Below are 26,533 nucleotides of genomic sequence, written 5' to 3'. Positions count from 1 at the left end.
CAGCCTGATGGCTGACAGTTTTATCTCCCGCGCGCAATTACCGCTGCTGCGTCGCGCGCTCGTCTCGGCGGGGCGGGCAACAGCGTCACAGCGTGTCTCGCTGGTTGCCGCGGGTTGCGCCTACTACGCCACGCTGGCGCTGTTTCCCACCATCACCATGCTCATCTCGCTTTACGGGCTGGTGTATAACCCCGATACCGTGCAGCCGCAGTTGCATTATCTGCAAAGCTTCATGCCCCCAGCGGCGTTTTCGCTGATCTCTGACCGGATCCAGAACGTGGTGGCGCAGCCGGCCAAGGGGCTGGGGGTGAGCTTCCTCATCTCGCTGGCAATCTCGCTGTGGTCGTCCTCCACCGGCACTAAATCCGTGCTCAACGCACTCTCACTAGCCTACCATGAGCAAGAGACACGGGGGATCCTGCGATTCCAGCTCGTGGCGATGGGCATGACGCTGATCGCCATTATAGGCACGGCCATGGCCATAGGCTTTCTGGTGTTCGTGCCGGTGGTGCTGGCGTTTCTGGGGCTTTCGGGTTCCACCACCTTTCTCGTCGGGCTGATCAGCGCCGCGGCGATGGTTGTGTTCCTGCTGCTGGCGCTGGGGCTGCTCTACCGCTTCGGCCCCGCCGGGGCGGGCAGGGTGTTCCACGCGCCGGGCGCGGTTATCGCGACCTTCCTATGGCTGCTGGCTTCCTGGGCGTTCGGGCTCTATGTCGGGCATTTTGCCGCGTACAGCGTGGTTTACGGGCCGCTTGCCACGCTAATTGGCCTGATGATGTGGTTCTATATCTCCGCTTACGTGGTGCTGTTCGGTGCCGAGGTGAATGCGGCACTCGACCGTGAATGGCGCCATTACAAGCTGCACCATGCCAGCCGGCAGGCGAGGGAACGTGACCGAAAAGCATGACTTGGCTGAAATCGCGGGGCTGGAGCCGAGTGCCGCTTGTGCCCGTGTTGGGGCCGCACCCGAGGGGTTGAGTGCTGTTGAGGTCGCGGCTCGGCTGAAGCGTTTCGGCCCCAACCGCGTGGCGCGTGAGGAGCGCCTGAGCGTACTCGCGGAGCTGTGGCGCAACGCCAAGACGCCGCTGAACTTTATGCTCATAATTCTGGCCGCCGTCTCCTGGCTACTGGCGCAGGATGCCCGCTCGGCCATCGTCATCGCCATCATGGTCGTTCTCAGTGTTGGGCTCGGTTTTATTCAGGAACACCGCTCCAGCGAAGCCGCCGCGCAGCTCGCCAATATGGTGAAGATCCACGCCACGGTGCGCCGCCTCGGCACGCCGGGCGCGGATGAGGAGGGCTATGCCGAGATTGGACTCGATGAGCTGGTGCCGGGCGATATCGTCCGCCTCTCGGCTGGCGACATGATCCCCGCCGATGTCCGGCTGCTCACGGCCAAGGATGTGTACGTTAACCAGTCGGCGCTGACGGGGGAGTCGATGCCGCTGGAGAAATCCGCCTTGGCGCAGGGCAAGGGGGCGGACGATCTGTTCGCGCTGCAGAACATCTGCTTCATGGGCTCGAATGTCATTAGCGGCTTCGCCACCGCATTGGTGGTGCACACGGGGGCGGCCACCAGCTTTGGCCAGCTTGCCGACAAAATTACCGGCGCCAAGGGGCTGACGAGCTTCGACCGTGGCATTGCCGGTTTCGCCGGGCTGATGATCCGCTTCATCATGGTCATGGCTCCCGCCGTGTTCCTCATCAACGGGCTGACCAAGCATAACTGGCTGGAGGCGGCGCTGTTCGCGGTGGCCGTGGCGGTGGGGCTGACCCCTGAGATGCTGCCGATGATCGTGACCGTGAACCTCGCGCGCGGGGCGATCATGATGGCGCGCAGGAGGGTGATCGTGAAGCGGCTGAACGCGATCCAGAATTTTGGCGCGATGGACGTGCTCTGCACCGACAAGACCGGCACGCTTACGCAGGACCGTATCATCATGAAGTTGCACCTCGATGTGCGCGGTGATGAGGATAACGGCGTGCTGATGCTGGCGTACCTCAACAGCCATTTCCAGAGTGGGCTGAAGAATGTGCTCGACCATGCGGTGCTGGAGCATGTGGAGCTGGAGGAGCATCTCGATCTCGACACCGGGTTTCGCAAGGTCGATGAAATTCCCTTCGATTTTTCCCGACGCCGCCTCTCGGTGGTGGTGCGAAAGCCCGATGCGCCGCCGCTGCTCATTTGCAAGGGCGCGGTGGAGGAGATCCTTAGCGTCTGCACCGGTTACGAGCTGAAAGACGCTGTGCAGGCTTTGGATGCGGACGAGCTGCCGAAGATCGCCGCCGTGGCGCGGGCGCTGAATCAGGACGGGTTCCGCGTTGTCGCCGTCGCCACGCGCGAGTTTCCGCCCGAGCGGCTGAACAATTTCAGTGCGGCGGATGAGGCTGGGCTGACGCTGCGTGGATTCATCGCCTTCCTCGACCCGCCGAAAGAGACCGCGCCCGCCGCCATCGCCCGGCTGGAGGCTTCAGGCGTCGCGGTGAAGATCGTCACGGGCGATAATGACCTCGTCACTCGCAAGGTCTGCCGGGATGTGGGGCTGGAGATCACCGGGCTGATGCTGGGGCGCGAGGTGGAGGCGATGAGCGATGCGGAGCTTTCCATCGCGGCTGAGCACGCGAACGTGTTTGCCAAGGTCTCGCCGGAGCAGAAGGCGCGGATCATCGCCGCACTTCGGGCGCGCAAGCATGTCGTCGGCTTCATGGGCGATGGCATCAATGACGGCCCGGCCCTGAAGGAGGCGGATGTCGGCATCTCCGTCGATACCGCCGTGGATATTGCCAAGGAGAGTGCCGGGATCATCCTGCTGGAGAAGAATCTCTCCGTGCTGAATGATGGCGTGCTCGCCGGGCGCGAGGTGTTCGGCAACATCATCAAATACATCAAGATGGGGGCCAGCTCGAATTTCGGGAACATGTTCAGCGTGCTGGGGGCGAGTATTTTTCTGCCATTTTTGCCGATGTTGCCCATCCAGGTGCTGACCAACAATCTGCTCTACGATTTCTCGCAGACGGCGATCCCGACAGACCATGTGGATGAAGATTACCTCACCCGCCCGCGCAAATGGGAGCTGGGGAATATTACGCGCTTCATGATCTTCATCGGCCCGATCAGCTCGCTCTTCGATTACGCCACCTTCTTCACCATGCTCTATGTGTTCCATTGCTGGAATAATCCCGCGCTGTTCCAGACCGGTTGGTTCGTGGAATCGATCCTGACGCAGACGCTGATCATCCACATCATCCGCACCGGGCATATTCCCTTCGTGCAGAGTTGGGCGAGCCCGGCGCTGATCGCCGCCACGCTGATCATTTGCGGCATCGGTATCGCGCTGCCATTCACGCCGCTCGGCGCAACTTTGGGCTTCGTGCCGCTGCCACATTTGTTCTGGCCGATCGTCGGCAGCTTCCTGCTCAGCTACGCGGTGCTGACGACCGTCGTAAAAACATGGTTCATCCGCCGCTGGGGGCTTTAGTCCCGGTACAAGGCCTTCGGCCAGCGGCGGTGCAGCCATAGCCACGCGCCGGGCTTTTCCCTGATCCAGCGTTCAAGAGTCTGGTTCACCGCCGTGGTGAGCGCCAGAGCGTCGGCGGTTTTGTCGCCGGTATTGGGCAGAGCCATTGGCGGCTCGCAGATGATATGCAGCCGCGCGGGCGCCACGCGCACCACATGCACCGGAAAAACCGGGCAGCGGAACTTGAGCGCGAAGCTGGCCAGCGCGTCCATGGTCATGGCCTCGTGTCCGAAGAAGGGCACGGAGATGCCGTTATCCAGCTTCTGGTCCACCAGCAGGCCGAGATGCCCGCCCTTGAGCATATGCGCATAGGCCGCGCGCGCGCCTGCCGCGCCCTTGGGAAACATCGTCACCTTGCGGCCGAAATTCGCCTCGCGCAGGCGCAGGATCATGTCGTTGACCAGCGGGTTGGAGGCGGCGCGATACATGAAGCCGACGTCCACCCCATGCGCGAAGGCGCCGGGGGGCGTGACCTCCCAATTGGCGATATGGCCGGTGATGAAGATCGACGGGCCTTCCGTGCCATTCTTCAGCGCGGGAACTACGTTTTTCTCCCAGCCGATGAATTCGTAACCAGGGCCGCTTTTGGTCTCCTTGATGTCGCCGATGCGCACCAGCTCGGCGGCGGTCTGGCCCAAATTCTGCCAGCACTCCCTGACGATCTTTTTACGCTCGGGGGCGGAGAGTTCCGGCATGGCGAGGCGCAGGTTCTTATCGGCGATCTTGGAGGTGGGGATCAGCGGGCCGATGGCTCCCGCCACCGCGCCGCCAATGCGTGAGGCGGTCTCGGGCTTGAACGGTTGCAGCGCCTTGATCAGCGCCAACACGATGGCCGCTTCCACACGGTGGCCGAATTTGATCTTGTCGTTGCTCATCGCAGCAGTTTTCCCAAGGCGGCCGGGTTCTCCCAGCGCAGGCGGGCGCGTACCACGACGCAGGCATTGCGCAAAGGCGCAGGCAGTTTCACGTAATCCTTCTCCGTCGTCACCAGTAGGGCGGACTTGTCGGCGGCGTCGGCGAGCAGTGTGGTCACGTCCCGCGTGGTGTAGGGGTGATGGTCGGGGAAGGCGTGGCGGTTGATGATTTCGGCACCCAGCGAGAGTACGGAACGGAAGAATTTCTCCGGCCGCCCGATGCCAGCAAAGGCGATCACCCGGCGGCGCTCCAGGGGGGCGACGCAGTCGGGGACTAGGTCGGCGCGCAGCACGGGCAAGCTGGGGGGCAGGGCCGCGAGCGCGCCGGTTTCGTCCTCACCGATGAGCACTGCCGCCTGGCAGCGGGCGGCGGCCTCGGCCACCGGCTCGCGCAGGGGCCCGGCGGGCAGCAGCAGGCCGTTGCCGAAGCCGTAGCCGCCATCGATGACCAGCAGGGAAAGGTCCTTGTGCAAGGCCGGGTTTTGCAGCCCGTCATCCATGACGATGGCGCTGGCCTCCTCGGCCAGGGCAAGCCGCGCCCCAGCGGCGCGGTCGCGCGACATCACGGTGGGGGCGGCTTCCGCCAGGAGCAGGGTTTCATCGCCCACCAACTCCGCCGTGTGTACGGAGCTGTCCACCAGCACCGGCCCGGCGAGCAGCCCGCCATAGCCGCGCGTGAGGGCGAAGGCGCCGGGGAGGCGGGAGAGAATGTCCAGCGCCACGATGGTTTTGCCAGCCCCGCCCACCCCTGCATTGCCCACGCAGATGACCTTGATGCCAAGCTTGAGGCCCGGACGGCTGACGCGTCGTGCCGTGGAGATGCGCGTGATGAGGCTGAAGGGGCGCAAAAGCTGGGCCAGCAGGCCGCGCTTGGTCCAGAAGGCGGGGGCTTTCATGCCGCGTTATCCAAAATCAGCCCGGTGAGGCGCGCGGGCAAAAGAGCGGCATCGGCGAAGCAGGCGGCGGCGCGTTGCCCGGCCTCGTACGCCGCTTCGGGTGCGGCGAGCCAGGTGCGGACGGCGTCGGCCAGCCCAGTGGCGTCTTTCACCCGTACCAGGGCAGCGGCCTCGGTAAGGCGATGGGCGGCCTCGGTGAAGTTCTCCAGATGCGGCCCGGCCAGCACCAGGCGGGCGAGCAAAGCGGGCTCGATGATGTTATGCCCGCCAAAGCCGAGCAGCGAATTGCCGATGAAGGCAAAAGGCGCGAGGCGGAAGAACAGCCCCAGCTCGCCCAGTGTGTCGGCCAGATAGACGTGCCCAGGGCGCGGCATTTGGCCCAGGCTGCGCCGGGGGGCGTTGGCGCAGAGTTCAGCAACCTCTGCCCCTCGTTCCGGGTGGCGCGGCGCGATGATGGTGACGAGATCTGGGTAGTTCGCCACCAGCGCCGCATGGGCGGTGGCGATCAGGTCTTCCTCGCCCAGATGCGTGCTGGCCGCCAGCCAGACCGGGCCGGGGATTTGCGCGCGCAAAGTCGCAAGCGCTTCGGCATCGGCCGGGAGGGGGGCGGCGAAGAATTTCAGATTGCCCCACTCCAGCACGCGGGATGCGCCGAGGGCGCGGAAATTCGCGGCATCGGCCGCCGATTGCGCGTGAATGGCGGCGAACCCGCCCAGCAGCCGCCGTGCCAGATCCGGCACGTGCCGCCAATTGGCGGTGGAGCGGGCCGAGATGCGCCCATTGAGCAGTACGCGCTTGATCCCCCGCGCATCGCAGCCGCGCAGCAGATTGGGCCAGATCTCGCTTTCCACAAACACCGCCGCATCGGGGCGCCAATGATCGAGGAAGCGCTTTACCCAGGCTGGAACGTCAAGCGGCACGAACTGGTGCCGCACCCCTGGTGGGAGCCGCTCCTCCGCCAGCTTGGCCGAGGTGACGGTGCCGGTGGTGAGCAGCACCGGGCCATGCGCCGCCAGCGCACGCAGCACCGGCAGTACGGACATCGTCTCCCCCACGCTGGCGGCGTGTACCCAGATCAGCCGCCCAGCGGGACGGGGCAGGGCGGTGAAGCCCTCGCGCTCGCGCAGGCGGGACGGCACTTCCTTGCCCCGCGCGGCACGGCTGCGCAGCATGCTTCGCAACGCGGGCGCGGCAAGGCGCGTGGCGGCGGCGTAGAGGCCAAGCATCATCCGGCGGCGGCCTTGTCCTGGATTTCAACCATCGCGGCCTGGATGCACGGCAGCGCCTCTTCCCACGGGCCGGTCACATGCATTGGCGCACCGACAGCCAGAACCCCGCGCCCAAAAGGCAGGGGAAAGCGCATTTTGTCCCAGGTGTTCATGGTAATGGCGCGAGAGGTCCAGACGCCGAAGGGCAGCACCGGCGCGCCGGTGAGTGCCGCCAGCCGCGCCACGCCCGGAGCCGCCACGCGGCGCGGGCCGCGTGGGCCGTCTGGCGTGATGGCCACATGCTTGCCATCGGCCAGGGCCTGGGTGAGAGCCTCCACCGCCTCGGCCCCGCCGCGCGAGGACGAGCCCGAGACCAGCTCCATGCCCAGATACCGCATGACATTGCCAATGAGCTTGCCGTCGCGGTGCATGCTGGAGAGCACCACCACGCTGCGGCGCAGGCCGCGCTTGCGGGCGATCTGCCACATGGCCGGGCCGGTGGCCAAGGTTTCATGCCAGAGCGCGGCGATGACCGGACTATTGAGGCTGGCTTGCAGATGCTCATCGCCCACCACGCGCCAGCTTTGGGTACGCAGAGTGAGGTTGACATACGTCGCCGCGAGCCACGCCAGAGCCGCCTGCACGGGCGCCGATTTCAGGAGTTTCTTCACACAAGGCGGGTAGCATTAAGCGCAACCCGCGCCAACACTCGTCAGTTCTGCCACGCGATGGTGAGGTTCTCGCGGAACGCGAACCGGAGTAGATGCCGCTCCACCACATCCTTGAATTCGGACAGCGCCTCGGCGGAGGTGGGCTCCAGCGAGATTGAAAGCCTGGCCTCGTCGGCTTTCAGCTTACACTGTCCCATGGGGAACTCGACCGAGCCCCGCTCGTTCGTCTCCCATCGGGTGAAGGGCAGCTTGTGGGAGAAATGCTTCACGAACTGGCCCAGATAGCGTTTGGCATTTTCGGTGGGGATGCTTGCCATGACGTGCATGGCTCAGGCCTCATCGATCTTGCGGGCGGCCGCATCCAGCGCGTCGGCGATGTGGCGAACCGTCTCCGCCGTGGCTGTGCCGCTGCCGAGCTTCATGCGCAGGGCAGTCTTCAGGTTCTCCATCGCGCGGGCCACGGGCAGGGCGGCCTCGCGGTTGGGGGTACTTTGCAGCCGGGCCCGGATGGCATCCAGCCCCGCCTGGTTCTGCGCCAGCGCCTCACGCCCGGCATCGGTGATGCTGTAGAGTTTCTTGCTGCCCTCGGCGGCGGCTTCGGCTTGGCTAAGTTCCTCCAGCATGGTCAAGGTAGGGTAAACCACGCCGGGACTCGGGGCATAGGCTCCGCCGGTCAGTTCCTCGATGGCCTTGATGATATCGTACCCATGGCGCGGCTGTTGGTTCAGCAGGTCCAGCACCAGCAGGCGCAGATCGCCATGCTCCAGAAAGCGCCCGAGCCGCCCGCCACGGCCGCAGCGCCGGCCGAAGCCTTCGCCACGGGCGAAGCGGCGGTGTTCGAAATATGTGTCATGGTTTTGAAAGCGGTTGAACCGCATGTGACTGTCTCCAAACCGTTAATGATACAGTTTAGATATATCTAAATACAGTTTTATACAAGAGGATTATTCAACAAGGCAGTTCACCCGTATTTTCGGGCCCAGCGAAGCGGAAAGGCTGGCCAAAGCGCCCTCGGAGGCGGCATGGGCCGAGGTGAGGGTGACTTCGGCGCAGGGGGCGGCGCGCAGCAGCGGGGCGGCGGCTGCGACCAGCGGGAAGATATGGGTGAGGTGGGCGGCGTCGCAGACGAGGCCGTCGAGCTTGCCCTCAAGAATCTCGATGCCCATGAGCAGGCTGGCCACCTGGGCGGCATCGGCAAGGTCGCAAATAACGCTGCGCGCCCCCGCCACATGTCTGGTCACCTTGCCGGCGATGATCACGGTGCCGCCCTGTGCCACCAGCCGCCGGGCGATGCCGGAATCGATGCCGCGCGCCCCGCCAGTGATGAGATACACCGCCATGCCTTTGCTCCTTAAGCTGTTGTCAGCCGTGGACCTTTTAAGTCCGCCAAGGGGTTATGCTTGGCCGGTTGTGGCCGAATTCTGGCTTTTCCTGGCCCGCATTGCGGTGATATGGCGCGTCCATGCGGAATATCTACCTTTGCGGGCTGGGGGCGCTCGGCACGATTTACGCGAAAGCCCTGGCTCCGTTTGGCCTGCGCGTGGTGGCCGATGCCGCCCGCGCCGCCCGTTACCGCGCCGAGGGCGTGCGGGTGAACGGGGAGGAAGTGGCACTTTCCTACCTTACACCCGGGGAAAACGCGCCGCCGGCGGACCTCGTGATTGTGGCGGTGAAGTGGCAGAACCTGCCCGAGGCCATCGAGTCCCTGCGCCCCTTCGTTGGGCCGGAGACGGTGATTCTCTCCCTGATGAACGGCATCGAGAGTGAGATCGTGCTGGGCCGGGCGTTCGGGATGGAGAAGCTGCTCTACGCCTTCGTGGTGGAGGTAGACGCGGTGCGCCAGGGGCAGGAGGTGCGCTACTCCAAAGCCGGGACGATCGTGTTCGGCGAGGCGCGCAACGAGACGATCTCGCCCCGCGTGGCGGCGGTGAAGGAACTGTTCACCAAGGGCGGGATTGCCTGCCGTGTGCCGCAGGACATGCTGCGCGAGCTGTGGTGGAAGTTCATGCTGAACGTGGGGGTGAACCAGCTCTCGGCGGTGCTGCGCATGAGTTACGGCGCATTTGCCGGCGAGACACTGCGCGGGCTGGTGCGCGAGGCCTGCGGCGAGGTGGTGAGCATCGCCCAGGCCAAGGGCATCGGGCTGACGGGCGCGGATGTGGAGGCGATCTTCCCCATCCTGGCGCGGCTGGCGCCGGAGCAGAAGACCTCGATGCTGCAGGATGTGGAAGCCGGACGGCAGACCGAGAACGGGATGCTCGGCGAGTCGGTGCTGGCGATGGGCCAGGAGCTAGGCATCCCCACACCGGTGAACGAGATGCTGGTGCGCTTGGTTAAGGTACTGGACGAAAAGTTATAAAAGTTTTCGGGGGTATGGGGGCTTTTTTCAAAAAGCCCCCATCTCGCGCCTTATTCCGCCGCGTCCTTCTCCATCGCGCTCTTCAATTGCCCACACGCCGCCAGAATATCCCGCCCACGCGGGGTGCGGATGGGTGAGGCATAGCCCGCGTTCATCACGATGGCGGCGAATTTCTTCAGCTGTTCCGGCGTGCTGGGCTGGTAGGCGCTGCCCGGCCAGGGATTGAAGGGGATCAGGTTCACCTTGGCGGGCAGGCCCGCGATCAGCTTCACCAGCGCCCGGGCGTCGGCCTCGGAATCGTTGACGCCGCGCAGCATGATGTACTCGAAGGTGATGCGCCGCGCGTTGCTCGCCCCCGGATAGCGGCGGCAGGCCTCGATGACCTCCTTGATCGGGTATTTGCGGTTCAGCGGCACGATTTCGTCGCGCAGCTCGTCCGTCACCGCATGCAGCGAGACGGCGAGGTTCACGCCGAGTTCTTCGCCCGCGCGGTCCATCATCGGCACCACGCCCGAGGTGGAGAGTGTGATGCGCCGGCGCGAGAGGGCGATGCCCTCGTTGTCCATGATGATCTTCATGGCTTTCGCCACGTTCTCATAATTATACAGCGGCTCGCCCATGCCCATCAGCACAATGGTGCTGAGCAAACGCGGCGTCTCGCCCCTGGGGCTCGGCCATTCGCCGTAAGCGTCGCGCGCGGCCATGAACTGGCCGACGATCTCGGCCGCGGAGAGGTTGCGCGCCAGGCGCTGCGTGCCGGTATGGCAGAATTTGCAGGACAGCGTGCAGCCCACCTGCGAGGAAATGCACACTGCGCCGCGATCTTCCCGCCGGTCGGGGATATAGACCGTCTCCACTGCCTCATGGTCGCGGAAACGGAATAGGAATTTGCGGGTGTCGTCCTTGGAGAGCTGGTCGGTCGCCACCTCCGGGCGGCCGACGATGAAGCGCTCCGCCAGCTTCTCCTGCAACGGCTTGGCGATGCTGGACATGGCCGAGAAATCCCGCACGCCCTGGTGGTAGATCCAGTGCCAGAGCTGCTTGGCGCGGAAGGGCTTCTCGCCGAAGGCGTCCATCTCGGCGACCAGTTCCTCGCGCGAGAGGCCGACGAGGTCGCGCCGGCCATCGGACAGCACGTAGTCGGGCGGGGAGAAATGCGCGGCCTTGGCGAGGATGCGCTCGCGCTCGGCGGCGGTGAGGTCGGTTACGGACATGCGGCGGAGATCGCTTTATAGGCGGCGGAGAAGCCGGTGAGGGAGAAGCTGTCCTCGACCGGTTTGCCCTTGGGCCCGGTGCCCTTGGTGGCGGCGCTGTCGGCGCTTTTGAACGCGGTGACCACGGCGGTGCCGCTGGAGGTGAAGGCGTTGGCGCCGCTGGTGTAGAAATCGAACGGCGTGGTACCGACGGTCAGCTTCACGCTAGCGGTCTTCGGGTAGGCGTAGCCGGCGGTCAGCGAGACTTCGTCACGCGAGCCGTGGCGCTGCGTCACGGTCAACATCACCTTGCCGCGGGATTTCCAGTTCGGCTTGGAGATTTGCGGGGTGGTGAAGGCGTAGCAGATCTTCGCGGCACCCGTGCCGTAGGTCGCGGCTGTCCAGTTGCCGAACTTGCCGCCATTGGCCCCGAGCGGGGCGGGGGCGTCGGCAAGGGCGAGCGTGGGCAGCACGGCGAGCAGCGCAGCTATGGGGAGGTATTTCATGCGGCACCAGATAGCTCAGGACGCCGCATGATCCAAGTGAATCTCAGCTGAGATGCAAGGCGAGCAGGGCAAGATTGATGGCAGCACCCAGGAAGAAGCCGACCAGCGTGCCGTTGACGCGGATATATTGCAGATCCTTGCCCACGCGCAGCTCCAGCTTCTCGGTGATGGTGGCGGCATCCCAGGTGCCGACCACATTGCCGATGAACTTCGCGCCCTCGGCCTGCGCGCCGGGGAGCAGGCGCAGCACCAGGGTCTGGAAGGCGGCATTCACCCGCGCCTGGGCCTGCGGGTCTTTCTCTAGCACGTCGCTGAGATTGGCCAGGGCCGCCTCGATCACCGCCACCGAGCGCCCGTGCGGGTTGGCGACGTCCATCTCCAAAGCGCGGCGCATGCGGGCCCACACGTCCCAGGCCCAGGCTTTCACCGTGTCATGCGCGAGCACGCCGCGCAGGGCTTGGCTCAGCTCGGCGGCGCGTTCCGGGTCGGTTTCCATGCGGTTGATCTCACGGTGGACCCATTCGTCGAAGGCGTCGCGCATCTCGGAGCTGTCGGGACTGATGCGCTCCAGCTCGGTATTCACCGCGCTCAGCACGCGGTTGGCCACGGTGGCGCCAAGCGCCCAGCCCACTAGCTTGCCGCCTTGCTCGCGTACACGCTCCTTGATCGCGTCGCGCAGGCTTTCCTCGCGGTTGGCCAGGGTATCCTTGAGCTGGCCGAGGATGAAGGAGAACATTTCCTGGTGCCGCCCTCCCGCTACCAGCCCGGCCAAGGCGCGGGCCACCACCACGCCGGAGGCACGCCCGCCCACCAGCTTGGGCAGCAGCCGCACCAGCAGGCGCCGGGCGCGTCCGTCCTCGATGCTCGCCAGCAGCTTGGGCAGCATCCCGGCCAGCGCCTCGGCCAGGGGGCGGGTGGCGGCGGGGTCGGCGAGGAAGCGGCGCAGGATGGCGGGGAAATCGACATTGCCGAGCACGCGGCGGATATCGGCCTCGGTGAAGACATGGTTGGCCACGAACCGGCCCAGCGCATTGCCCAGCCGTTCCTTCTGCGCGGGCAGGATGGCGGTGTGCGGAATCGGCAGCCCCAGCGGATGGCGGAACAATGCCGTCACCGCGAACCAATCCGCCACGCCGCCGATGAACCCGGCCTTGGCGGCATCGCGCAGCAGTGATGTCCATGGTGAAAGCGGGAGGAGGTAGCCGAGCATGGCGAGAGCCGCCATCAGGGCCAGCAAGCCGCTGGCGAACAGCCTGTGGCGGTTGAGCGAGACGCGCAGGCTTGCATCCGGGTCTTGGGTCATGCGCGGCAGAGTAACCGCCCTGCCGGCGGGCGCAATGGCCGCCGCGCCACCCGTTGGTTTTTGTTGCTTTTCAAGAGCTTTCGGGCGCATAATCCGGTCAGGAAACAACCCAGGCGCCCCGGTAAGGCAGGCCGGGAAGGCTTTGAAAGTCGGGGTACAAAACAATGACCGTAAAAGATTTTCCAACCCTTCATACGCGTGAGACTCAGGACCCGCCGCACCGCGCCGTGAGCCGCGCCCCCGCCAGCCATAACGTGACCGTCGCGATTTTGGGCGTGGTCTGCGTGGTCGCGGTCTTTGGGGTGCTCTGGCTGCTTTACGCGTTCGGTTGAAAAAATTGCCTAAGCCATGGACGGCATGCATGATGTGGTCATGGCGTTTTTGCAGGAAGATGTGCCGCCCCGCGGCGTTGCGTTGAATGTGTTGCCCGGCATCCGCCGCGTGGTGGCGGAGAACCCGGGGGTGATGACGTATCATGGCACCAACACCTATCTGATCGACGAGGCGGATGGGATCACGGTGGTCGACCCCGGGCCGGACAGCGCTAAGCATGTGCAGGATGTGCTGGCCGCCGCCGGGGGTAAGCCGATTCGGCGGCTCGTGCTCACCCATACCCATGGCGACCATTGCGGTGCGGTGCCGGAACTCTCCGAGCGTACAGGCGCGCCAGTTTATGCGTATCGGGAGTGCATCCATCCCGGCATCAGGCCGGATTTCCCGCTTGAGGACGGATCGCGCCTCGCCGGGTTTACGGCCCTGCATACGCCGGGCCATGCGGCGGACCATCTGTGCTATGAATATTATGCCGAGAACGGGCAGAAGATCCTGTTCAGCGGCGACCATGTGATGTCCTGGTCATCCTCCATCGTCAGCCCGCCCGATGGCGACATGCTGGATTACTACCGCTCGCTGGAGCGGCTGCTGGCGCGCGATGACGATGTTTATCTCAGCGGCCATGGCCCGCTGCTCACCGAGCCGCGCGTTTTGGTGGCGGATCTGCTCTCGCACCGTCAATACCGGGAGCGCACCATCCTGGCGGCGCTAGAGGAGCGGGACTGGGCCGTGGCGGCACTGGCGGCTCAACTCTACAACAAGCCCGATCTGTTCCTGAAAGGGGCAGCGCAGCGCAATGTGCTGGCGCATATCCTCAAGCTGGAGGCGGAAGGGATGGTGGAGGAGCACGAGCCGGATACCGAGCCGCACCCGGATACGGTGGCGATGATGCGCCCGCTGGAAGGGGTAAGGACGGAGAGCGGCGGCGATCTCTCGCATTTCTACACAGACTCGCTGCGCCGCTTCGGGCTTCGCCGCGCCGTCTAGCGGGCGTTGAGATAGGCCCTCAACGCGCTGGCGGTGAGCGGCCGGGAGAACAGGTAGCCCTGGCCGTGCGTCACTTGACTGGCGCGCATTGTCTCGTGCTGGTCGCTGGTTTCTATGCCCTCGGCGATGACCGCCTGCTGCCTGGTGCTGGCCTGCGCCGCCATGTCGCGGATGAAATTCCGCGCCGAAGGGTGGAGCGAGGTGACGATGCTGCGGTCGAGCTTGATGGCGCGGATCGGCATTTCCAGCAGGGCGGCCAGATAGGGCATGTCCGGGGTGATGTCATCCAGCGCCAGACCGTAGCCGGCGTCCCGCAGGTCGGTGATGACGGCCCGGGCGGCGGCGAGGTTATGCACGGGCTGGTCCTCGGTAAGCTCGAAGCGCACCATGTCCGGCGATAAGCCGCAGCGGGCGCGCAGATTGTCGATAAGCTGCATCAGCCCGGGATGCAGCATCGCGTCCAGCTTGAGGTTGAAAGCCAGCTTCAGATTACGCGCGGCGAAGCCGAATTCGCTATACTCGTCGAGCGTTCGCTCGATGATCGTCTTGGTGAGGATGACAGCGCGGGTGCTGCTGGTCATGGCATTGAGGATGTTCTCCGGCCCATGGAGTGTGCCGTCGGGGGCGGCGGTGCGGGCCAGGACCTCCACATGGTCGAACATGCCATCGGCCAGACGGACGATGGGCTGATAGGAAATGCGCACGGACGCCAGTAATGCCGGATCTGGCGGGCTGTGCGGCATTGTCTAAATTTTTGTAAAAGTATGCATTTTCAGCGCGAATGTAACATGAATCCGCGCTGAATGCGACAAAACTCTGACTGAATTTTAGATATTTATTTGTCGGAAACCTTCGCTGGCGCGGCGCTGCGGCGCAGCCGGTGCTCACCCAGGAACAGCAGGATCGGCGCTGCGATGAAGATCGACGAGGACGTGCCGACGACGATGCCGAACAGCATGATCCAGGCGAAGCCGGAAAGCGCATGCCCGCCGAACAAAGCCAGCGGCAGGGCCGCCAGGAACACGGTGCCGGAGGTGCCGAGCGTACGGTTCAGCGTCTCGTTGATCGAGAGGTCAATCAGCCCGCGCAGGGGCATGCTCTTATACTTGCGCAGGTTTTCGCGCACGCGGTCATAGACCACTACCTTGTCGTTGGTGGAGTAGCCGATGATGGTGAGGATGGCGGCGATGGTCACGAGGTCGAACGGGATGCGGGTGAGCACCATGAAGCCAATGGTCTTGGTGGTATCCAGCACCAGCGTGGCGACCGCGCCGACGGCGAACTGCCACTCGAAGCGGAACCAGATATAGGCCAGGATCATCACGAAGCTGAGTCCCAGCGCCTCAAGCCCCTGGGCGAAAAGCTGCTGGCTGACCGAAGCGCCAATCGCCTGGGTGGAGAGGATTTTGAAGCCTGGCGCCGCCTTGGCCAGCGCCGTCTGCGCCTCCTGGATGGAGGTTTGCGTGGCGGCGGCGTTGTCGCGGCTTTCCAGGCTGATCAGCACGCCATTGCCGCCCTGGCCAAAGGCCTGGAGCGAGGCATCCTTCAGTCCGGCATCGGCCAGCGCCGTGCGCAGGGCCGGGAAGTCAGCGGGGAGCTGGGTTTGCACCTGCAACACCACGCCGCCGCGGAAATCGAGACCGAGGTTCAGGCCGGGATAGAAGAACAGCGCGATGGACGCCGTGGACAGCACCGCGGAGACGATGAGCCCGGCGAAGCGCCCGTTCATGAAGCGGATTTTCGTGCCGTCCGGGACGAAGCGGAACAGAGGCCGGTAGAACATGATGGGTCCTTAAACGGGCAGGGAGGCCGGACGGCGCGAGATGTACCAGCGCCCGGTGAGCAGGCGCACCAGCACCGTGGCGGTGAACATGGTGGTGATGATGCCGGCGCAGATGGTGACGGCGAAGCCGCGCACCGGAGGAGAGCCGAAGATGAACAGGGTTACGTGGGCGAGGAGGGTCGTCACGTTACTGTCGATAATGGTGCCGTAGGCGCGCTTATACCCGGCCTCCAGGGCGGCCAGCGGCTTGCGGCCGTTCTTCACCTCCTCGCGAACGCGCTCGTTGATGAGCACGTTGGCGTCCACGGCCATGCCGAGGGTGAGCAGGATACCGGCCATGCCGGGCAGGGTCAGTGTGGCGCCCATCACCGAGAGGATGGCGAGCATCAGGAACAGGTTCATCACCAGCGCGATATTCGCGAACCAGCCGAATAGCCCGTAGAACGTGCCCATGAAGGCCAGCACGAACACGAAGCCCGCGCCCAGGGCGAGCGCACCGGCGCGGATGGCATCCGCGCCCAGCTCCGGGCCGACGCTCTGTTCTTCCACGATGTTCAGCGGCGCGGGCAGGGCGCCGGCGCGCAGCAGGAGGGCAAGGTCGGTGGCCGATTGGGCGGTGAAATTGCCGGAGATCTGACCTGAACCACCGGTGATCGGTTCGCGAATGACCGGGGCTTCGATGATCTTGCCGTCCAGCACGATGGCGAAGAGCTTCCCGACATTGGCGGTGGTGACATCGGCGAACTGACGCGCGCCGAGCGCGTTGAGCGAGAAATTCACCACCCACTGGCCGCTTTGCGGGTCGGTGCTGGCCTGGGCGTTCTCAAGGCTGGCGCCATCCACGGCGACGTTGGAGTACACGTCCAGCGTCTGCTGCGGGTTGTCGGCCATTGGCAGCTGCTCGTCGCCCAGCGGGGCCACGGGGCCGGGGGCGGCTGTGGAATCCACCATCTGGAAGGTCATATGCGCGGTGGTGCCGATCAGCGTCTTCACCCGCTCGGGGTCAGAGATGCCGGGGAGCTGCACCACGATCTGGTCCTTGCCCTGGCGCTGGATGGAGGGGTTGAGCACGCCCGAGCCGTCGATACGGCGCTGGATGATGGTGATGGCCTGATCCACGGCCTGGGAATTGCGCGCCGCCTGGGTGGCCTGCGGAATTGCGATGGCGATGGAGCCGTCAGCCGCCTGCGAGAGCGCAACGCTGGGGCTGGAGGAGCCAGGGGTGTAGGTGATGAGCTTTTGCAGCGCCGTCATGGCCTGCGGGCCCTGACCCTCCAGCGGGTGCAGCACAACTTGGTTGCCCGCGAGGTCCGCGTGCAGCCCGGTATAGCCGAGCCCGGCATTGCGCAGGGTCTGGCGGGTTTGGTCCACCAGGGCGTTGAGGTCCTGCTTCACGATGGCGCTGGTGTCGATTTGCAGCAGCAGATAGGAGCCGCCGCGCAGGTCGAGCCCCATATGCACCTGATTCCAGGGCAAGAAGCCCGGCCAGAAGCTGGGGCGGGCCGAAAGGTTCGGCAGGCTGAGCAGGATGCCCAACCCGCAGAGCAGCATGATGCCGAAAGTCTTGGCGCGGCTGAAGTAAAGCACGGTGGCTCCGAAATTTCCCTAAACCGGATGCGGTATGGCCGGGCGAGGCGTTGCGCGCAACCCCGTGGCGGAATACCACGGGGAACATGAGCGAGCGTTTGCAAGTGGGCTTGATCGGGGCGGGCCATTTTGGCCGCTACCATGCATTGAAACTGGCCGGTGCGAAGAGGGCGAAGCTGATCGGTTTGGCCGACGCCAACCCAGAGCGGGCCAAGACTGTGGCCTGGGAGGCCGGGTGCCCGGTGCTCGGCGAGGACGAGATTCTAAGCCGCGCCCAGGCGGTGGTGATCGCCGCTCCCGCCGAGTTCCATTACGATCTCGCCGCGCGCGCCTTGCGGGCGGGCAAGCATGTGCTGGTGGAAAAGCCCATCGCGGCGACGCTGGAACAGGCGCGCGCGCTGGTGGCGCTGGCCAGGGAGACCGGGCTGGTGCTGCAGGTGGGGCATCTGGAGCGCTTCTCGGCCGCGCACGGGGCCGTGGCCAAGCGCATGGGCAAGCCGCTTTATATCGAGGCCGTGCGCATCGCGCCGTTCAAGGTGCGGGGCACGGATGTCTCGGTGATTCTGGACCTGATGATTCACGACCTGGACCTGATCCTGGCCCTGACCGATTCGGAGGTGGTGAGCGTGGATGCCGTGGGCGCGCCCGTGGCCAGCCTGCATGACGACATCGCCAATGCGCGCATCCGCTTCGCCAATGGCGCGGTGGCGACGATCACGGCCAGCCGCATCTCGCTGAAGACCGAGCGCAAGATGCGCATCTTCTCCCAGACCGGCTATCTCACCGTGGATTTCTCGGCCCGCAAGCTGACGCTGGTGGGGCGCGGGATCGGGGTGAAGCTGCCGGGGTTCGAGGAATTCGGGGTGGAGCAGGCGGGCTGGCAGGACCATGACGCGCTGAGCGCCGAGCATGAGGCGTTCTTCGCCTCCTGCCTGGATGGCGCGCCCGTGGCGGTGGACGCCCAGGCAGGCAAGCGCGCTCTGGCGGCGGCGCTGATGGTCAGCCAGTCGATCGCCGAAAGCCGGGCCGTGGCCGAGGCGAGCGGGTTGATACCGAAATTCTCATAAAAGCTGCATAAACGCCGCCCCTTCTGTAAAACGGGCGGCGTTAAAAAAACATTTAGAAACAACAAACTATTACCTCATCTTCGACTTAACCTTGAGCATCTCGCCATCCACGGAGAAATGCCCGAAGCCGTGATGGTGGATCATCTTGGCGTCGTGCAGCTTGGGGTTCACCCAGGCCTTCACGCATTGCATGACGAACAGGTTATAGGTGCCCATCAAGGTGGTGTCCTTGACCTTGCACTCCAGGTTCACGATGGCCTCGCCGATCAGCGGCGCCACCACATGCGCGGCGGGTAGGGGGGTTAGGCTATAGACGCCGAATTTATCGGTGTCGTTGCCCGTGCAATTGCCCAGCGCGGAAACGGTTTCCACCAGTTCGGCGGGCGGCACTGCCAGCACGCACTGGCCTGTTTCCTTCAGCGCCGCGAAGCTGTGATTGCTCTGGTTGACCACACAGGCAATCAGGGGCGGTTCGAAATCCACCATCATGTGCCAGGACATGGGCATGACATTGGGCTTCGCATTCGGCGCCTGGGTGGTGAGAAGCACCGTCGGGCCGGGCTCGATGAACTGGTAGACGCGTTCGAGGGGCAGATCCTTAAGCATGGGCGGAATCTACCCGTGCCGCCGAACCGTCCGCTTGATCAGGATCAATCCGAGCCCCGCATTTCAGCGGGGCAGGTAAGCCAGAAGTTCATCGCTGCTCATCACGGCGCAGTAGATCATGTTGATGATCTCCAGTTCCTTCAGGTGCAGTTCGTAGCTTCCTGCGGCGCAGCCATCTTCCACCACGATCACGTCGAAGCTCTCATCGGCCAGCGAGCGCACGGTGGAGGCGACGCATTGGTCGGTGAAGATACCGGCGCAGACCACATGCGTGATGCCGAGATTGGTGAGGATCAGGCGCAGATTGGTGCCAGTGAGGGCCGAATCGGTGGTCTTGGTGACCACGATCTCGTCGCCCTGAGGGGCTAACGCGGGGACGATCTGCGAGGAAGCCTCGTCCTTGGGCAGGAGCAAGTTGTTCCAGCCAGGCTTTTTCTGGGAGAGCGAGCGGTCGCGCCCGTCCAGCGTCTGGCAGGCGATGCGGGCGAAGATGACCTCATGCCCGCCCGCACGGAATGCCGCGATGAGCTTGGCGATGGTGGGGATTACCGTGCCATGCATGCGGTCATGGAAGGGCGTCCAGGCGTCGAACCGCGCCTGTTCCTCCGGCGGGAGGGCGGCGCGGTCCGGGCGTTCGAGGTAGGTGTTCTGTACGTCGATGACCAGCAGGGCCGTCTTGCCGCGTTCCAGCACCGGGTCTTCGGGTTCCGGCGCGCCCTGGTAGTAGAGGGAACGGAAAGCGGTTTTCCAAGCCATATTTTATCCTACTGATTGCATCGTGATTTGGTTAACGGCAGTGAAAATCACTTGTACAGTGGTAAAAGAAATTTCCTGGGCATGCATCTCGCTAATTTTCATTTTGCAAGAGCCCATTCTTGAATTCGAAATGTTGGTATTTTGACGTAACGTGGCCACCACACTTAGGGCATGGTGTATCGACAGATATCCTGCCATTAATTGTGATGTCTTTTGCGGGAAGATTTGGAGTGACTAAAAGCTCCCCTCCGCAGCCTTCACAAATTGCCGAAATTGAAGAACTGCCCCCCGAAAGAGGGCCACGTAGGGCCTGTGTCGGAGGAATGATGTAATATCCAAGTCGTGGAAAATGTCGGCTTTCAGCGATAGACTGGTATGTATTGATTACACCTCCAATAAACGAAAGGATATCATCAAAGTCGTTCTCGCTCTGAATAGATATCCACTGCCGGCTATTGTCGTACCAGTATTCTTTTCCAGCTACGCAAATTGCGCGGATATGGGGGAATTCGCCTAAGCCTTGGTATATTCGTTTATATCTATCGGCTTCGTTTTGACGCTTTCCATTTAGATTTGAGGAAAGTGCGAATATAGCGTACCGTGTCCTTTCAACACGATGATGCTGAGGTGTTCCATCATTGTTATGTAATCCCGGCAAAAGGTTAAATTTTGAGATCTGGAGCGCATTTTCATGCGCTTGCTGAATCCCCTTCACATCGAGGCAAGTTTTGACTTCGATAGCGTACAGCGCCGACTCGATTGGAAATATACCGGTCCGCTCGTCGTAAAGAGCAGGAGGTAATATCCTTTTATCATAAAGAATAATGTCAATTTGACCGGATAAAGTTCCGTGAGTTTGTTCTATTAGCTGCCCTGTTCCTATGCCTATATCGCTCGGCAACAAAGGGCGGAACAGCCTTGAAATAAGAATTTCTAAGACTGTTCCTTTAACTCCTGGATGCGAAATCGTACTCGCGGCCCGAGCTTCTTCTATCGCCCCTTTTACCTTGGCCCTCACGAATGCTCGATATTGATTTTCCGCGGGCATTTCGGTGGTAGTTACCCCAGTTGTTTCTTCACAGCCTCGTTCACCAGGGCCGGGTTGCCCTTGCCCTGCATGGCCTTCATCACCTGGCCGACGAAGAAGCCGAACAGCTTGTCCTTGCCGGACTTGTATTCGGCCACCTTGTCCTGGTTATCGGCCAGCACCTTGGTCACGGCGGCGTCGATGGCACCTGTATCCGTCACCTGACGCAGGCCTTTTTCCTCGACGATGGCGCCCGGCGCCTTGCCGGTTTCCACCATCTCCTCGAACACATCCTTGGCGATGCGGCCGTTGATGGTCTTGTCGGTGATGAGGTCCAGCAGCGCGCCGAAATCCGCCGCCGAGACGGGCGGGTTCTCGATGCTCTTGCCGGTGCGGTTCATTGCCGCGAAGAAATCGCCGGACATCCAGTTGGCGGTCAGCTTGCCGTCGCGCCCCTTGGCCACGCTCTCGTAGAAATCGGCGGTCGCCTGATCGGCCACCAGCACGCCCGCGTCGTAGAAGGGGATGCCGTAGTCGTCGCAGAAGCGGCGGCGCTTTTCGTCCGGCAGTTCGGGCAGCTTGGCGGCCAGATCGTCCACAAAGCTCTGCTCCAGCACCAGCGGCAGCAGGTCGGGCTCGGGGAAGTAGCGGTAGTCATGCGCGTCTTCCTTGGAGCGCATGGAGCGGGTCTCGCCCTTGGAGGGATCGTAGAGCCGGGTTTCCTGCACCACCTCGCCGCCCGACTCCCACACCTCGATCTGGCGCATCGCCTCCGCCTCCACCGCGTGCATCACGAAGCGCACGGAGTTGACGTTCTTGATCTCGCAGCGTGTACGGAATTCCTCGCCCGGCTTGCGGACGGAGACGTTCACGTCCGCACGCATGGAGCCTTCTTCCATGTTGCCGTCGCAAGTGCCGAGATAGCGCACGATCTGGCGGATTTTGCGCAGATACGCGCCAGCTTCCTCCGGTGAGCGGATATCCGGCTCGGAGACGATCTCCATCAGCGCCACGCCCGCACGGTTGAGGTCGATGACCGATTTGCTGGCGTGCTGGTCGTGCATGGACTTGCCGGCATCCTGCTCCAGATGCAGGCGGGTGATGCCGATCTGCTTGAGCGTGCCGTCCTGTAGCTCGATCTCGACAATGCCGGTGCCGACGATGGGGTGCTCGAACTGGCTGATCTGGTAGCCGTTGGGCAGGTCGGCGTAGAAATAGTTCTTGCGGTCGAAGCGCGAGAACAGGTTGATCTTGGCCTTCAGCCCCAGCCCGGTGCGCACGGCCTGGGCCACGCATTCCTTGTTGATGACCGGGAGCATGCCGGGGAAACCGGCATCCACGAAGGAGACATGAGCGTTGGGCGCGCCGCCATAGGTGGCCGAAGCCCCCGAGAACAGCTTGGATTCGGAGATGACCTGGGCGTGGATCTCAAGCCCCACCACAACTTCCCAGGCGCCGGTGCGGCCTTCCAGCATGTAAGCCATTATTTCGCTCGCAGTTCAGGCAGGGCCGAGAAGCCCGCCGCGTTCTCGATCGCGGCGGAGACCGCGAAAACAGTTTCTTCGTCAAAATGCTTGCCGATAACCTGCAAGCCCAGCGGCAGCCCCTCGGCGTTCAGCCCGGCGGGGACGCTCATGGCCGGCACGCCCGCCAGCGAGGCGGGGACGGTGAACACGTCGTTCAGATACATGGTCACCGGGTCGTCCATCTTCTCGCCCAGGCCGAACGCCGCCGAGGGCGCGGTGGGGGTGAGGATGGCGTCCACCGTCTCGAACGCGGTGGTGAAGTCGCGCAGGATCAGGTTCCGCACCTTCTGCGCCTTCAGGTAATAGGCGTCGTAATAGCCATGGCTCAGCACATAGGTGCCGATCATGATGCGGCGCTTGACCTCCGGGCCGAACCCGGCGGCGCGGGTGCGCTCGTACATGTCGATCAGGTCCACGCCGTCCACGCGCTTGCCGAAGCGCACGCCGTCATAGCGGGCGAGGTTGGAGGAGGCCTCGGCCGGGGCGACGATGTAGTAGACCGCCAGGCCGTATTTGGTGTGGGGGAGGGAGATCTCGACGATCTCGGCGCCCTGCGTCTTCAGCCACTCAATGCCCTTGTCCCACAGGGCCAGGATTTCCGGGTTGGTGCCTTCGAGCCGGTATTCGGCGGGGATGCCGATGCGCAGCCCCTTCACGCCCCGGTTCAGCGCCTTGGTGAAATCGGGCACTTCGCGCTGGGCGGAGGTGGAGTCCTTCTCATCGAAGCCCGCCATGGCGTTGAGCAGGAGGGCGCAATCCTCGGTATTGCGGGCCATCGGGCCGGCCTGGTCGAGCGAGGAGGCGAAGGCCACGATGCCGAAGCGCGAGCAGCGGCCATAGGTGGGCTTGATGCCCGCAAGGCCGGTGAAGGCGGCGGGCTGGCGGATGGAGCCGCCCGTATCCGTGCCCGTGGCGGCCAGCGCGATGCGGGCGGCCACAGCGGCGGCGGAACCGCCGGAGGAGCCACCGGGAACCAGCTTGGCGTCCTGGTCGGCGGCGCGCTTCCAGGGGTTTTCTACCGGGCCGTAGCCGGAGGTGATGTTGGAGGAGCCCATGGCGAATTCATCGAGATTCGCCTTGCCCAGCGTCACCGCACCCGCCGCCTTCAGCTTGGCGGAGACGGTGCTCTCATAAGGCGGGATGAAGGGCTCCAGGATTTTGCTCGCCGCTGTGGTGCGCACACCCTCGGTGCAGAACAGATCCTTCACGGCGATGGGAATGCCGGTCAGCGCCGTGGCATCGCCCGCCGCAATGCGCGCATCGGCAGCCTGGGCCTGCTCCAGCGCCAACTCCGGCGTGGTGGTGATGTAGGCGTTCAGGCGCGGGTTCAGCGCGGCCACGGCATCGTTATAGGCCGTGGTCAGCTCCACGGCGGAAATCTCTTTCGCCGCCAGCTTGGCGCTGGCCTGGGCGATTGTCAGGTCAAAAATGCTCATTCCACCACTTTCGGCACGGCAAAGAAGTTCTGCTCCCGGTCGGGCGCGTTGGCGAGGACCTTCTCGGCGATCTCGCCATCGGTCACGTAATCCTCGCGCTGGCGCAGGGCCATCTGCGCGCCGCCCGAAAGCGGCTCGATGCCATCCACGTTCACCTCGCCAAGCTGCTCAACATAGCCAAGAATGGCGTTCAGCTCGGATTTCAGGGTTTCGACCTCGGTATCATCGACCCGTATCCGGGCCAGTCTCGCAATACGGCGCACCGTAGCGGCATCCAGCGACATTTTTGCCTCATATCTATTGGCTTGAAATTCCGGGCGGACCATACAGGCGGCCATGCCCCTCTACAACCTCGCTGATTTTTCCGCCCAGCTCGCCCCCGGTGCGCGGCTGCTCGGGCTGGACCCTGGCTCCAAGCGCATCGGCGTGGCGCTGTCGGACGTGAACCGGCAGATCGCCAGCCCGTGCACCACGCTGGTCCGGGCCAAGATGAAGCAGAACGCCGCCGAGATTGCGGCCATCGCCGCGAAGGAAGGGGTCGGGGGGCTGATTATCGGCTTGCCCTTGGATGGCGAGCAGAAGCTCGGCCCCCGCGCCCAGGCGGCGCGGGACTGGGCGCATGGTATCAGCGCCGCCACAGGACTGCCGGTGGCCATGGTTGACGAGAGCTACACCACCGCCGAGACGCATGAACGCCTCATCGAGGCCGGGGTGAGCCGGGCGCGGCGTGACGAGATCATCGACAAGCTCGCAGCCCAGGCCATCCTGCAAAAGGCGCTCGACGCGTTACGCGCCTAGCCCGAATGCTTCCGCCAGCAATTTGAAGGAGTTGCGGCGGACCTCGTGGTTGGTGACGCCGGTGGTGATGACCAGCTCATCGGCCTTCAGCTCGGCGCAGAGGGCGCGCAGGCGGTTGGCTGTCTCTTGCCCTGTGCCGACAAAGGCCCGCGCTTTAATCCCCTCCATGCGCTCTTTCTCAATTTCGGTCAGCTCCACGGTCTCGGCCTCTTCCGGCGTGGGCAGAGCGAGAAAGCGCCCGCGCGGGCGGATGGTCTGGATAAGCGCGCGGGAGCGGAACCAGTAATCGGCCTCCGCCTGGGTATCAGCCGCGAAGGCCCATACGACGATGCCGCAATGCGGCTTATCCAACACGGCGGAGGGGCGGAACTGCGTGCGGTAGATCTCCAGCGCTTCGGCGGCCCCTTCGCCATCTGAGAAGAAATAAGCGAAGCAATAGGGCAGGCCGAACCAGGCGGCGAGTTGGGCGCCGTAATTGGAGGAGCCGAGAATCCACATTTGCGGGGCGAAAGGCCCGCGCGGCTCGGCGCGCAGGGTACGGAAGGGGTGGTCCAGCGGCAGCTCAGCGCCCGAGGTCCAGGCCTGAAGATCCCGCACCTGGGCGGGGAAGGCATCCGCCGCGTGCGAGGCGTTGGGGTTGAGGGCTAAAGCCGTGCGGCCATCGGCGCCGGGCGCGCGGCCGACGCCGAGGTCGATCCGTCCTGGTGCGATGGCTTCCAGCACCCGGAACTGTTCCGCGACCTTAAAGGCCGAGTAATGCGGCAGCATGATCCCCGCCGAACCCAGCCGGATGCGGCTGGTGGTGGCGGCGATGGCAGCCATCAACACCTCGGGCGCCGAACCAGCCAGGGCCTCAGAATTATGGTGCTCGGAGAGCCAGTAGCGATGATAGCCATAAGCCTCGCAGGATTTGGCGAGGTCCAGCGTCTCGCGGATGCATTCATCCGGCGAGACACCGCTTTTCATCGGGGATTGATCGAGGACTGAAAGTTTCATGGCCCACTATATGGATCAGAAACTCCGGCTGCGAAGGGTCATGATCTTCTCATAGGGAGGCGCGGCCACCTTGGCCGCGTGAACACCCGCGCCCCACGCAGGTAGATGTAGACTCGGGTGAACCCGCGTAACATCGCGTATTCCGGCTGGGTGATCACCGGCTTGCCCGCACAGCGGTCGAGCGAGGCTTTGTCGATCAGCATGCCGTAGACGAAAATCTTCATCCGAACACTTTGCTCCAGTTGCGCCGCAAGGCAGCGTCCACCTCGTCCATGCTAACCTTCACCCCAAGATCGTGCAGACTCGTCACCCCGTGCTCGCGGATGCCACAAGGCACGATGCCGGTAAAATGGCTCAAATCGGGGTTCACGTTCAGTGCCAGCCCATGCCAGCTCACCCATCGCGTGACGCGCACGCCGATGGCGCCGATCTTGTCCTCCGCGCCATCGGGGCGGACCACCCAGATGCCGACCCGGCCCTCGCGAATCTCGCCCTTGATGCCGAATTCCCTCAGCGTCTCGATCACCCAGCGCTCGAGTCCCGCCACGTAGCAGCGCACATCCCGCGCCGGGATGGTGCCGTGCGGGCGGGTGAGGTCCAGCATCACATAGGCCACGCGCTGGCCGGGGCCGTGATAGGTCCATTGCCCGCCGCGCCCGGCCGTGTAGGTGGGGAATCGGCTGGAATCCTGCAAATCTTCAGGCTTGGCCGAGGTTCCGGCGGTGTAGAGCGGCGGGTGTTCCACCAGCCAGACCAGCTCTTCCGCGCCGTTTTCGCGGATCGCGGCAGCGCGCTCCTGCATGCGTTCCAGCGCAAAATCATAATTTGTGAGTCCAGGAGAGGTCTCCCAGGTTGCAGGCGTAAAAATCATCGTCTATAGGCTCCCAGCGTCATGCTTCGGCATGGCGGTTTCGTTTACGTGCGGTCGTGGCGGAATGGTAGACGCGCAAGCTTGAGGTGCTTGTGGGGGAAACCCCGTGGAAGTTCGAGTCTTCTCGACCGCACCATTTTCTCCTTTTAAAAAAACTTGTGTAAGACCAGGGTTGTACCGCCACGGCGGTTG

General features: G+C 64.0%; 29 protein-coding genes and 1 tRNA gene. 8 read left to right on the top strand and 22 right to left on the bottom strand.

Features of this window, described 5'->3' with window-relative positions; all coding sequences use genetic code 11:
* Positions 1–7: 7 nt before the first annotated feature.
* Positions 8–907, top strand: coding sequence for a YihY/virulence factor BrkB family protein (locus tag HNP71_RS03910; protein ID WP_183265559.1), 900 nt, complete (start codon positions 8–10; stop codon positions 905–907).
* Positions 891–3,479, top strand: coding sequence for a magnesium-translocating P-type ATPase (gene mgtA / locus HNP71_RS03905; protein ID WP_221246607.1), 2,589 nt, complete (start codon positions 891–893; stop codon positions 3,477–3,479). The genes HNP71_RS03910 and mgtA overlap by 17 nt, the downstream gene beginning before the upstream one ends.
* Here mgtA and HNP71_RS03900 read toward each other — a convergent pair.
* The 7 genes from HNP71_RS03900 to HNP71_RS03870 all read right to left on the bottom strand — a co-directional run bounded on the left by HNP71_RS03900 (position 3,476) and on the right by HNP71_RS03870 (position 8,547).
* Positions 3,476–4,393, bottom strand: a complete 918-nt coding sequence (locus tag HNP71_RS03900; RefSeq protein WP_221246606.1) for a lysophospholipid acyltransferase family protein — start codon at positions 4,391–4,393, stop codon at positions 3,476–3,478. The genes mgtA and HNP71_RS03900 overlap by 4 nt on opposite strands.
* Positions 4,390–5,328, bottom strand: a complete 939-nt coding sequence (gene lpxK / locus HNP71_RS03895; protein ID WP_183265558.1) for a tetraacyldisaccharide 4'-kinase — start codon at positions 5,326–5,328, stop codon at positions 4,390–4,392. Before lpxK ends, HNP71_RS03900 begins: the two co-directional genes overlap by 4 nt.
* Entirely contained in the window at positions 5,325–6,557 is a 1,233-nt protein-coding gene (locus HNP71_RS03890) for a 3-deoxy-D-manno-octulosonic acid transferase (RefSeq protein WP_183265557.1), read from the bottom strand. Before HNP71_RS03890 ends, lpxK begins: the two co-directional genes overlap by 4 nt.
* Positions 6,554–7,207, bottom strand: a complete 654-nt coding sequence (locus HNP71_RS03885; protein WP_183265556.1) for a DUF374 domain-containing protein — start codon at positions 7,205–7,207, stop codon at positions 6,554–6,556. The genes HNP71_RS03890 and HNP71_RS03885 overlap by 4 nt, the downstream gene beginning before the upstream one ends.
* A gap of 41 nt (positions 7,208–7,248) precedes the next feature.
* Positions 7,249–7,533, bottom strand: a complete 285-nt coding sequence (locus HNP71_RS03880) for a DUF2218 domain-containing protein (protein WP_183265555.1) — start codon at positions 7,531–7,533, stop codon at positions 7,249–7,251.
* Between the two features lie 3 nt (positions 7,534–7,536).
* A complete protein-coding gene (locus tag HNP71_RS03875) occupies positions 7,537–8,085 on the bottom strand; it encodes a PadR family transcriptional regulator (RefSeq protein WP_183265554.1) in 549 nt (182 codons plus the stop codon).
* Between the two features lie 66 nt (positions 8,086–8,151).
* Positions 8,152–8,547 carry a Rossmann-fold NAD(P)-binding domain-containing protein gene (locus tag HNP71_RS03870; protein ID WP_183265553.1) on the bottom strand — a complete coding sequence of 132 codons (396 nt, stop codon included), beginning with the start codon at positions 8,545–8,547 and terminating at the stop codon, positions 8,152–8,154.
* 122 nt (positions 8,548–8,669) lie between these two features.
* On the opposite strand from HNP71_RS03870, the gene HNP71_RS03865 reads away from it, so the two are divergent.
* Positions 8,670–9,566 carry a ketopantoate reductase family protein gene (locus HNP71_RS03865; protein WP_183265552.1) on the top strand — a complete coding sequence of 299 codons (897 nt, stop codon included), beginning with the start codon at positions 8,670–8,672 and terminating at the stop codon, positions 9,564–9,566.
* Positions 9,567–9,616: 50 nt separating this feature from the next.
* On the opposite strand, the gene rlmN is transcribed toward HNP71_RS03865, so the two are convergent.
* Genes rlmN through HNP71_RS03850 form a run of 3 tightly spaced genes read right to left on the bottom strand, consistent with a single transcriptional unit; the run spans position 9,617 to position 12,568 of the window.
* Complete coding sequence (gene rlmN / locus HNP71_RS03860; RefSeq protein ID WP_183265551.1) at positions 9,617–10,780, bottom strand: 23S rRNA (adenine(2503)-C(2))-methyltransferase RlmN; 1,164 nt, start codon at positions 10,778–10,780, stop codon at positions 9,617–9,619.
* Complete coding sequence (locus tag HNP71_RS03855; RefSeq protein ID WP_183265550.1) at positions 10,771–11,265, bottom strand: invasion associated locus B family protein; 495 nt, start codon at positions 11,263–11,265, stop codon at positions 10,771–10,773. The genes rlmN and HNP71_RS03855 overlap by 10 nt, the downstream gene beginning before the upstream one ends.
* A 43-nt stretch (positions 11,266–11,308) precedes the next feature.
* Positions 11,309–12,568: a DUF445 domain-containing protein gene (locus HNP71_RS03850; protein WP_183265549.1), complete on the bottom strand. Its 1,260-nt coding sequence runs from the start codon at positions 12,566–12,568 to the stop codon at positions 11,309–11,311.
* 164 nt (positions 12,569–12,732) lie between these two features.
* Between HNP71_RS03850 and HNP71_RS03845 the strand changes: the two genes are divergently transcribed.
* Positions 12,733–12,900, top strand: coding sequence for a hypothetical protein (locus HNP71_RS03845; RefSeq protein ID WP_183265548.1), 168 nt, complete (start codon positions 12,733–12,735; stop codon positions 12,898–12,900).
* 16 nt (positions 12,901–12,916) lie between these two features.
* Positions 12,917–13,888 carry an MBL fold metallo-hydrolase gene (locus HNP71_RS03840; RefSeq protein WP_246344050.1) on the top strand — a complete coding sequence of 324 codons (972 nt, stop codon included), beginning with the start codon at positions 12,917–12,919 and terminating at the stop codon, positions 13,886–13,888.
* On the opposite strand, the gene HNP71_RS03835 is transcribed toward HNP71_RS03840, so the two are convergent.
* The 3 genes from HNP71_RS03835 to secD form a co-directional block, all read right to left on the bottom strand.
* Positions 13,885–14,592: an EAL domain-containing protein gene (locus tag HNP71_RS03835; protein ID WP_183265547.1), complete on the bottom strand. Its 708-nt coding sequence runs from the start codon at positions 14,590–14,592 to the stop codon at positions 13,885–13,887. The genes HNP71_RS03840 and HNP71_RS03835 overlap by 4 nt on opposite strands.
* Before the next feature lie 131 nt (positions 14,593–14,723).
* A complete protein-coding gene (gene secF, locus HNP71_RS03830; protein ID WP_183265546.1) occupies positions 14,724–15,671 on the bottom strand; it encodes a protein translocase subunit SecF in 948 nt (315 codons plus the stop codon).
* Positions 15,672–15,680: 9 nt separating this feature from the next.
* Positions 15,681–17,222, bottom strand: a complete 1,542-nt coding sequence (gene secD / locus HNP71_RS03825; protein ID WP_183265702.1) for a protein translocase subunit SecD — start codon at positions 17,220–17,222, stop codon at positions 15,681–15,683.
* Positions 17,223–17,344: 122 nt separating this feature from the next.
* On the opposite strand from secD, the gene HNP71_RS03820 reads away from it, so the two are divergent.
* Complete coding sequence (locus HNP71_RS03820) at positions 17,345–18,325, top strand: Gfo/Idh/MocA family protein (protein WP_183265545.1); 981 nt, start codon at positions 17,345–17,347, stop codon at positions 18,323–18,325.
* 69 nt (positions 18,326–18,394) lie between these two features.
* Here the strand turns inward: HNP71_RS03820 and HNP71_RS03815 are convergent, their stop codons facing one another.
* From HNP71_RS03815 to gatC, 6 genes are all read right to left on the bottom strand, one after another.
* A complete protein-coding gene (locus tag HNP71_RS03815) occupies positions 18,395–18,931 on the bottom strand; it encodes a flavin reductase family protein (protein ID WP_183265544.1) in 537 nt (178 codons plus the stop codon).
* A gap of 63 nt (positions 18,932–18,994) precedes the next feature.
* Positions 18,995–19,687, bottom strand: coding sequence for a cysteine hydrolase family protein (locus HNP71_RS03810; RefSeq protein ID WP_183265543.1), 693 nt, complete (start codon positions 19,685–19,687; stop codon positions 18,995–18,997).
* Between the two features lie 91 nt (positions 19,688–19,778).
* On the bottom strand, positions 19,779–20,705 hold the full coding sequence (locus HNP71_RS03805; protein WP_183265542.1) for a DUF6602 domain-containing protein: 927 nt from the start codon (positions 20,703–20,705) through the stop codon (positions 19,779–19,781).
* A 41-nt stretch (positions 20,706–20,746) separates the two neighbouring features.
* On the bottom strand, positions 20,747–22,198 hold the full coding sequence (gene gatB / locus HNP71_RS03800; protein ID WP_183265541.1) for an Asp-tRNA(Asn)/Glu-tRNA(Gln) amidotransferase subunit GatB: 1,452 nt from the start codon (positions 22,196–22,198) through the stop codon (positions 20,747–20,749).
* Positions 22,198–23,676 carry an Asp-tRNA(Asn)/Glu-tRNA(Gln) amidotransferase subunit GatA gene (gene gatA / locus HNP71_RS03795; RefSeq protein ID WP_183265540.1) on the bottom strand — a complete coding sequence of 493 codons (1,479 nt, stop codon included), beginning with the start codon at positions 23,674–23,676 and terminating at the stop codon, positions 22,198–22,200. The genes gatB and gatA overlap by 1 nt, the downstream gene beginning before the upstream one ends.
* A complete protein-coding gene (gene gatC / locus HNP71_RS03790; RefSeq protein ID WP_183265539.1) occupies positions 23,673–23,960 on the bottom strand; it encodes an Asp-tRNA(Asn)/Glu-tRNA(Gln) amidotransferase subunit GatC in 288 nt (95 codons plus the stop codon). Before gatC ends, gatA begins: the two co-directional genes overlap by 4 nt.
* Positions 23,961–24,012: 52 nt before the next feature.
* Between gatC and ruvX the strand changes: the two genes are divergently transcribed.
* Positions 24,013–24,474, top strand: coding sequence for a Holliday junction resolvase RuvX (gene ruvX, locus HNP71_RS03785; RefSeq protein WP_183265538.1), 462 nt, complete (start codon positions 24,013–24,015; stop codon positions 24,472–24,474).
* Here the strand turns inward: ruvX and HNP71_RS03780 are convergent.
* Genes HNP71_RS03780 through lipB form a run of 3 tightly spaced genes read right to left on the bottom strand, consistent with a single transcriptional unit; the run spans position 24,463 to position 26,341 of the window.
* Positions 24,463–25,470, bottom strand: coding sequence for an LLM class flavin-dependent oxidoreductase (locus tag HNP71_RS03780; protein ID WP_183265537.1), 1,008 nt, complete (start codon positions 25,468–25,470; stop codon positions 24,463–24,465). The two genes, ruvX and HNP71_RS03780, sit on opposite strands and share 12 nt — an antisense overlap.
* Before the next feature lie 38 nt (positions 25,471–25,508).
* Positions 25,509–25,694 (bottom strand): hypothetical protein, encoded by a 186-nt coding sequence (locus HNP71_RS03775; RefSeq protein WP_183265536.1) that lies wholly within the window; start codon positions 25,692–25,694, stop codon positions 25,509–25,511.
* Positions 25,691–26,341 (bottom strand): lipoyl(octanoyl) transferase LipB, encoded by a 651-nt coding sequence (gene lipB / locus HNP71_RS03770; protein WP_183265535.1) that lies wholly within the window; start codon positions 26,339–26,341, stop codon positions 25,691–25,693. The genes HNP71_RS03775 and lipB overlap by 4 nt, the downstream gene beginning before the upstream one ends.
* A gap of 50 nt (positions 26,342–26,391) precedes the next feature.
* On the opposite strand from lipB, the gene HNP71_RS03765 reads away from it, so the two are divergent.
* Positions 26,392–26,477: transfer RNA gene (locus tag HNP71_RS03765), tRNA-Leu, on the top strand.
* Positions 26,478–26,533: the final 56 nt, after the last annotated feature.

Origin of the sequence: Acidocella aromatica, from assembly GCF_014201825.1 — a bacterium.
GTDB lineage: Bacteria > Pseudomonadota > Alphaproteobacteria > Acetobacterales > Acetobacteraceae > Acidocella > Acidocella aromatica.
The sequence above is the reverse complement of the archived record's forward strand: the minus strand, read 5'-3'. Positions and strand labels throughout refer to the sequence as shown.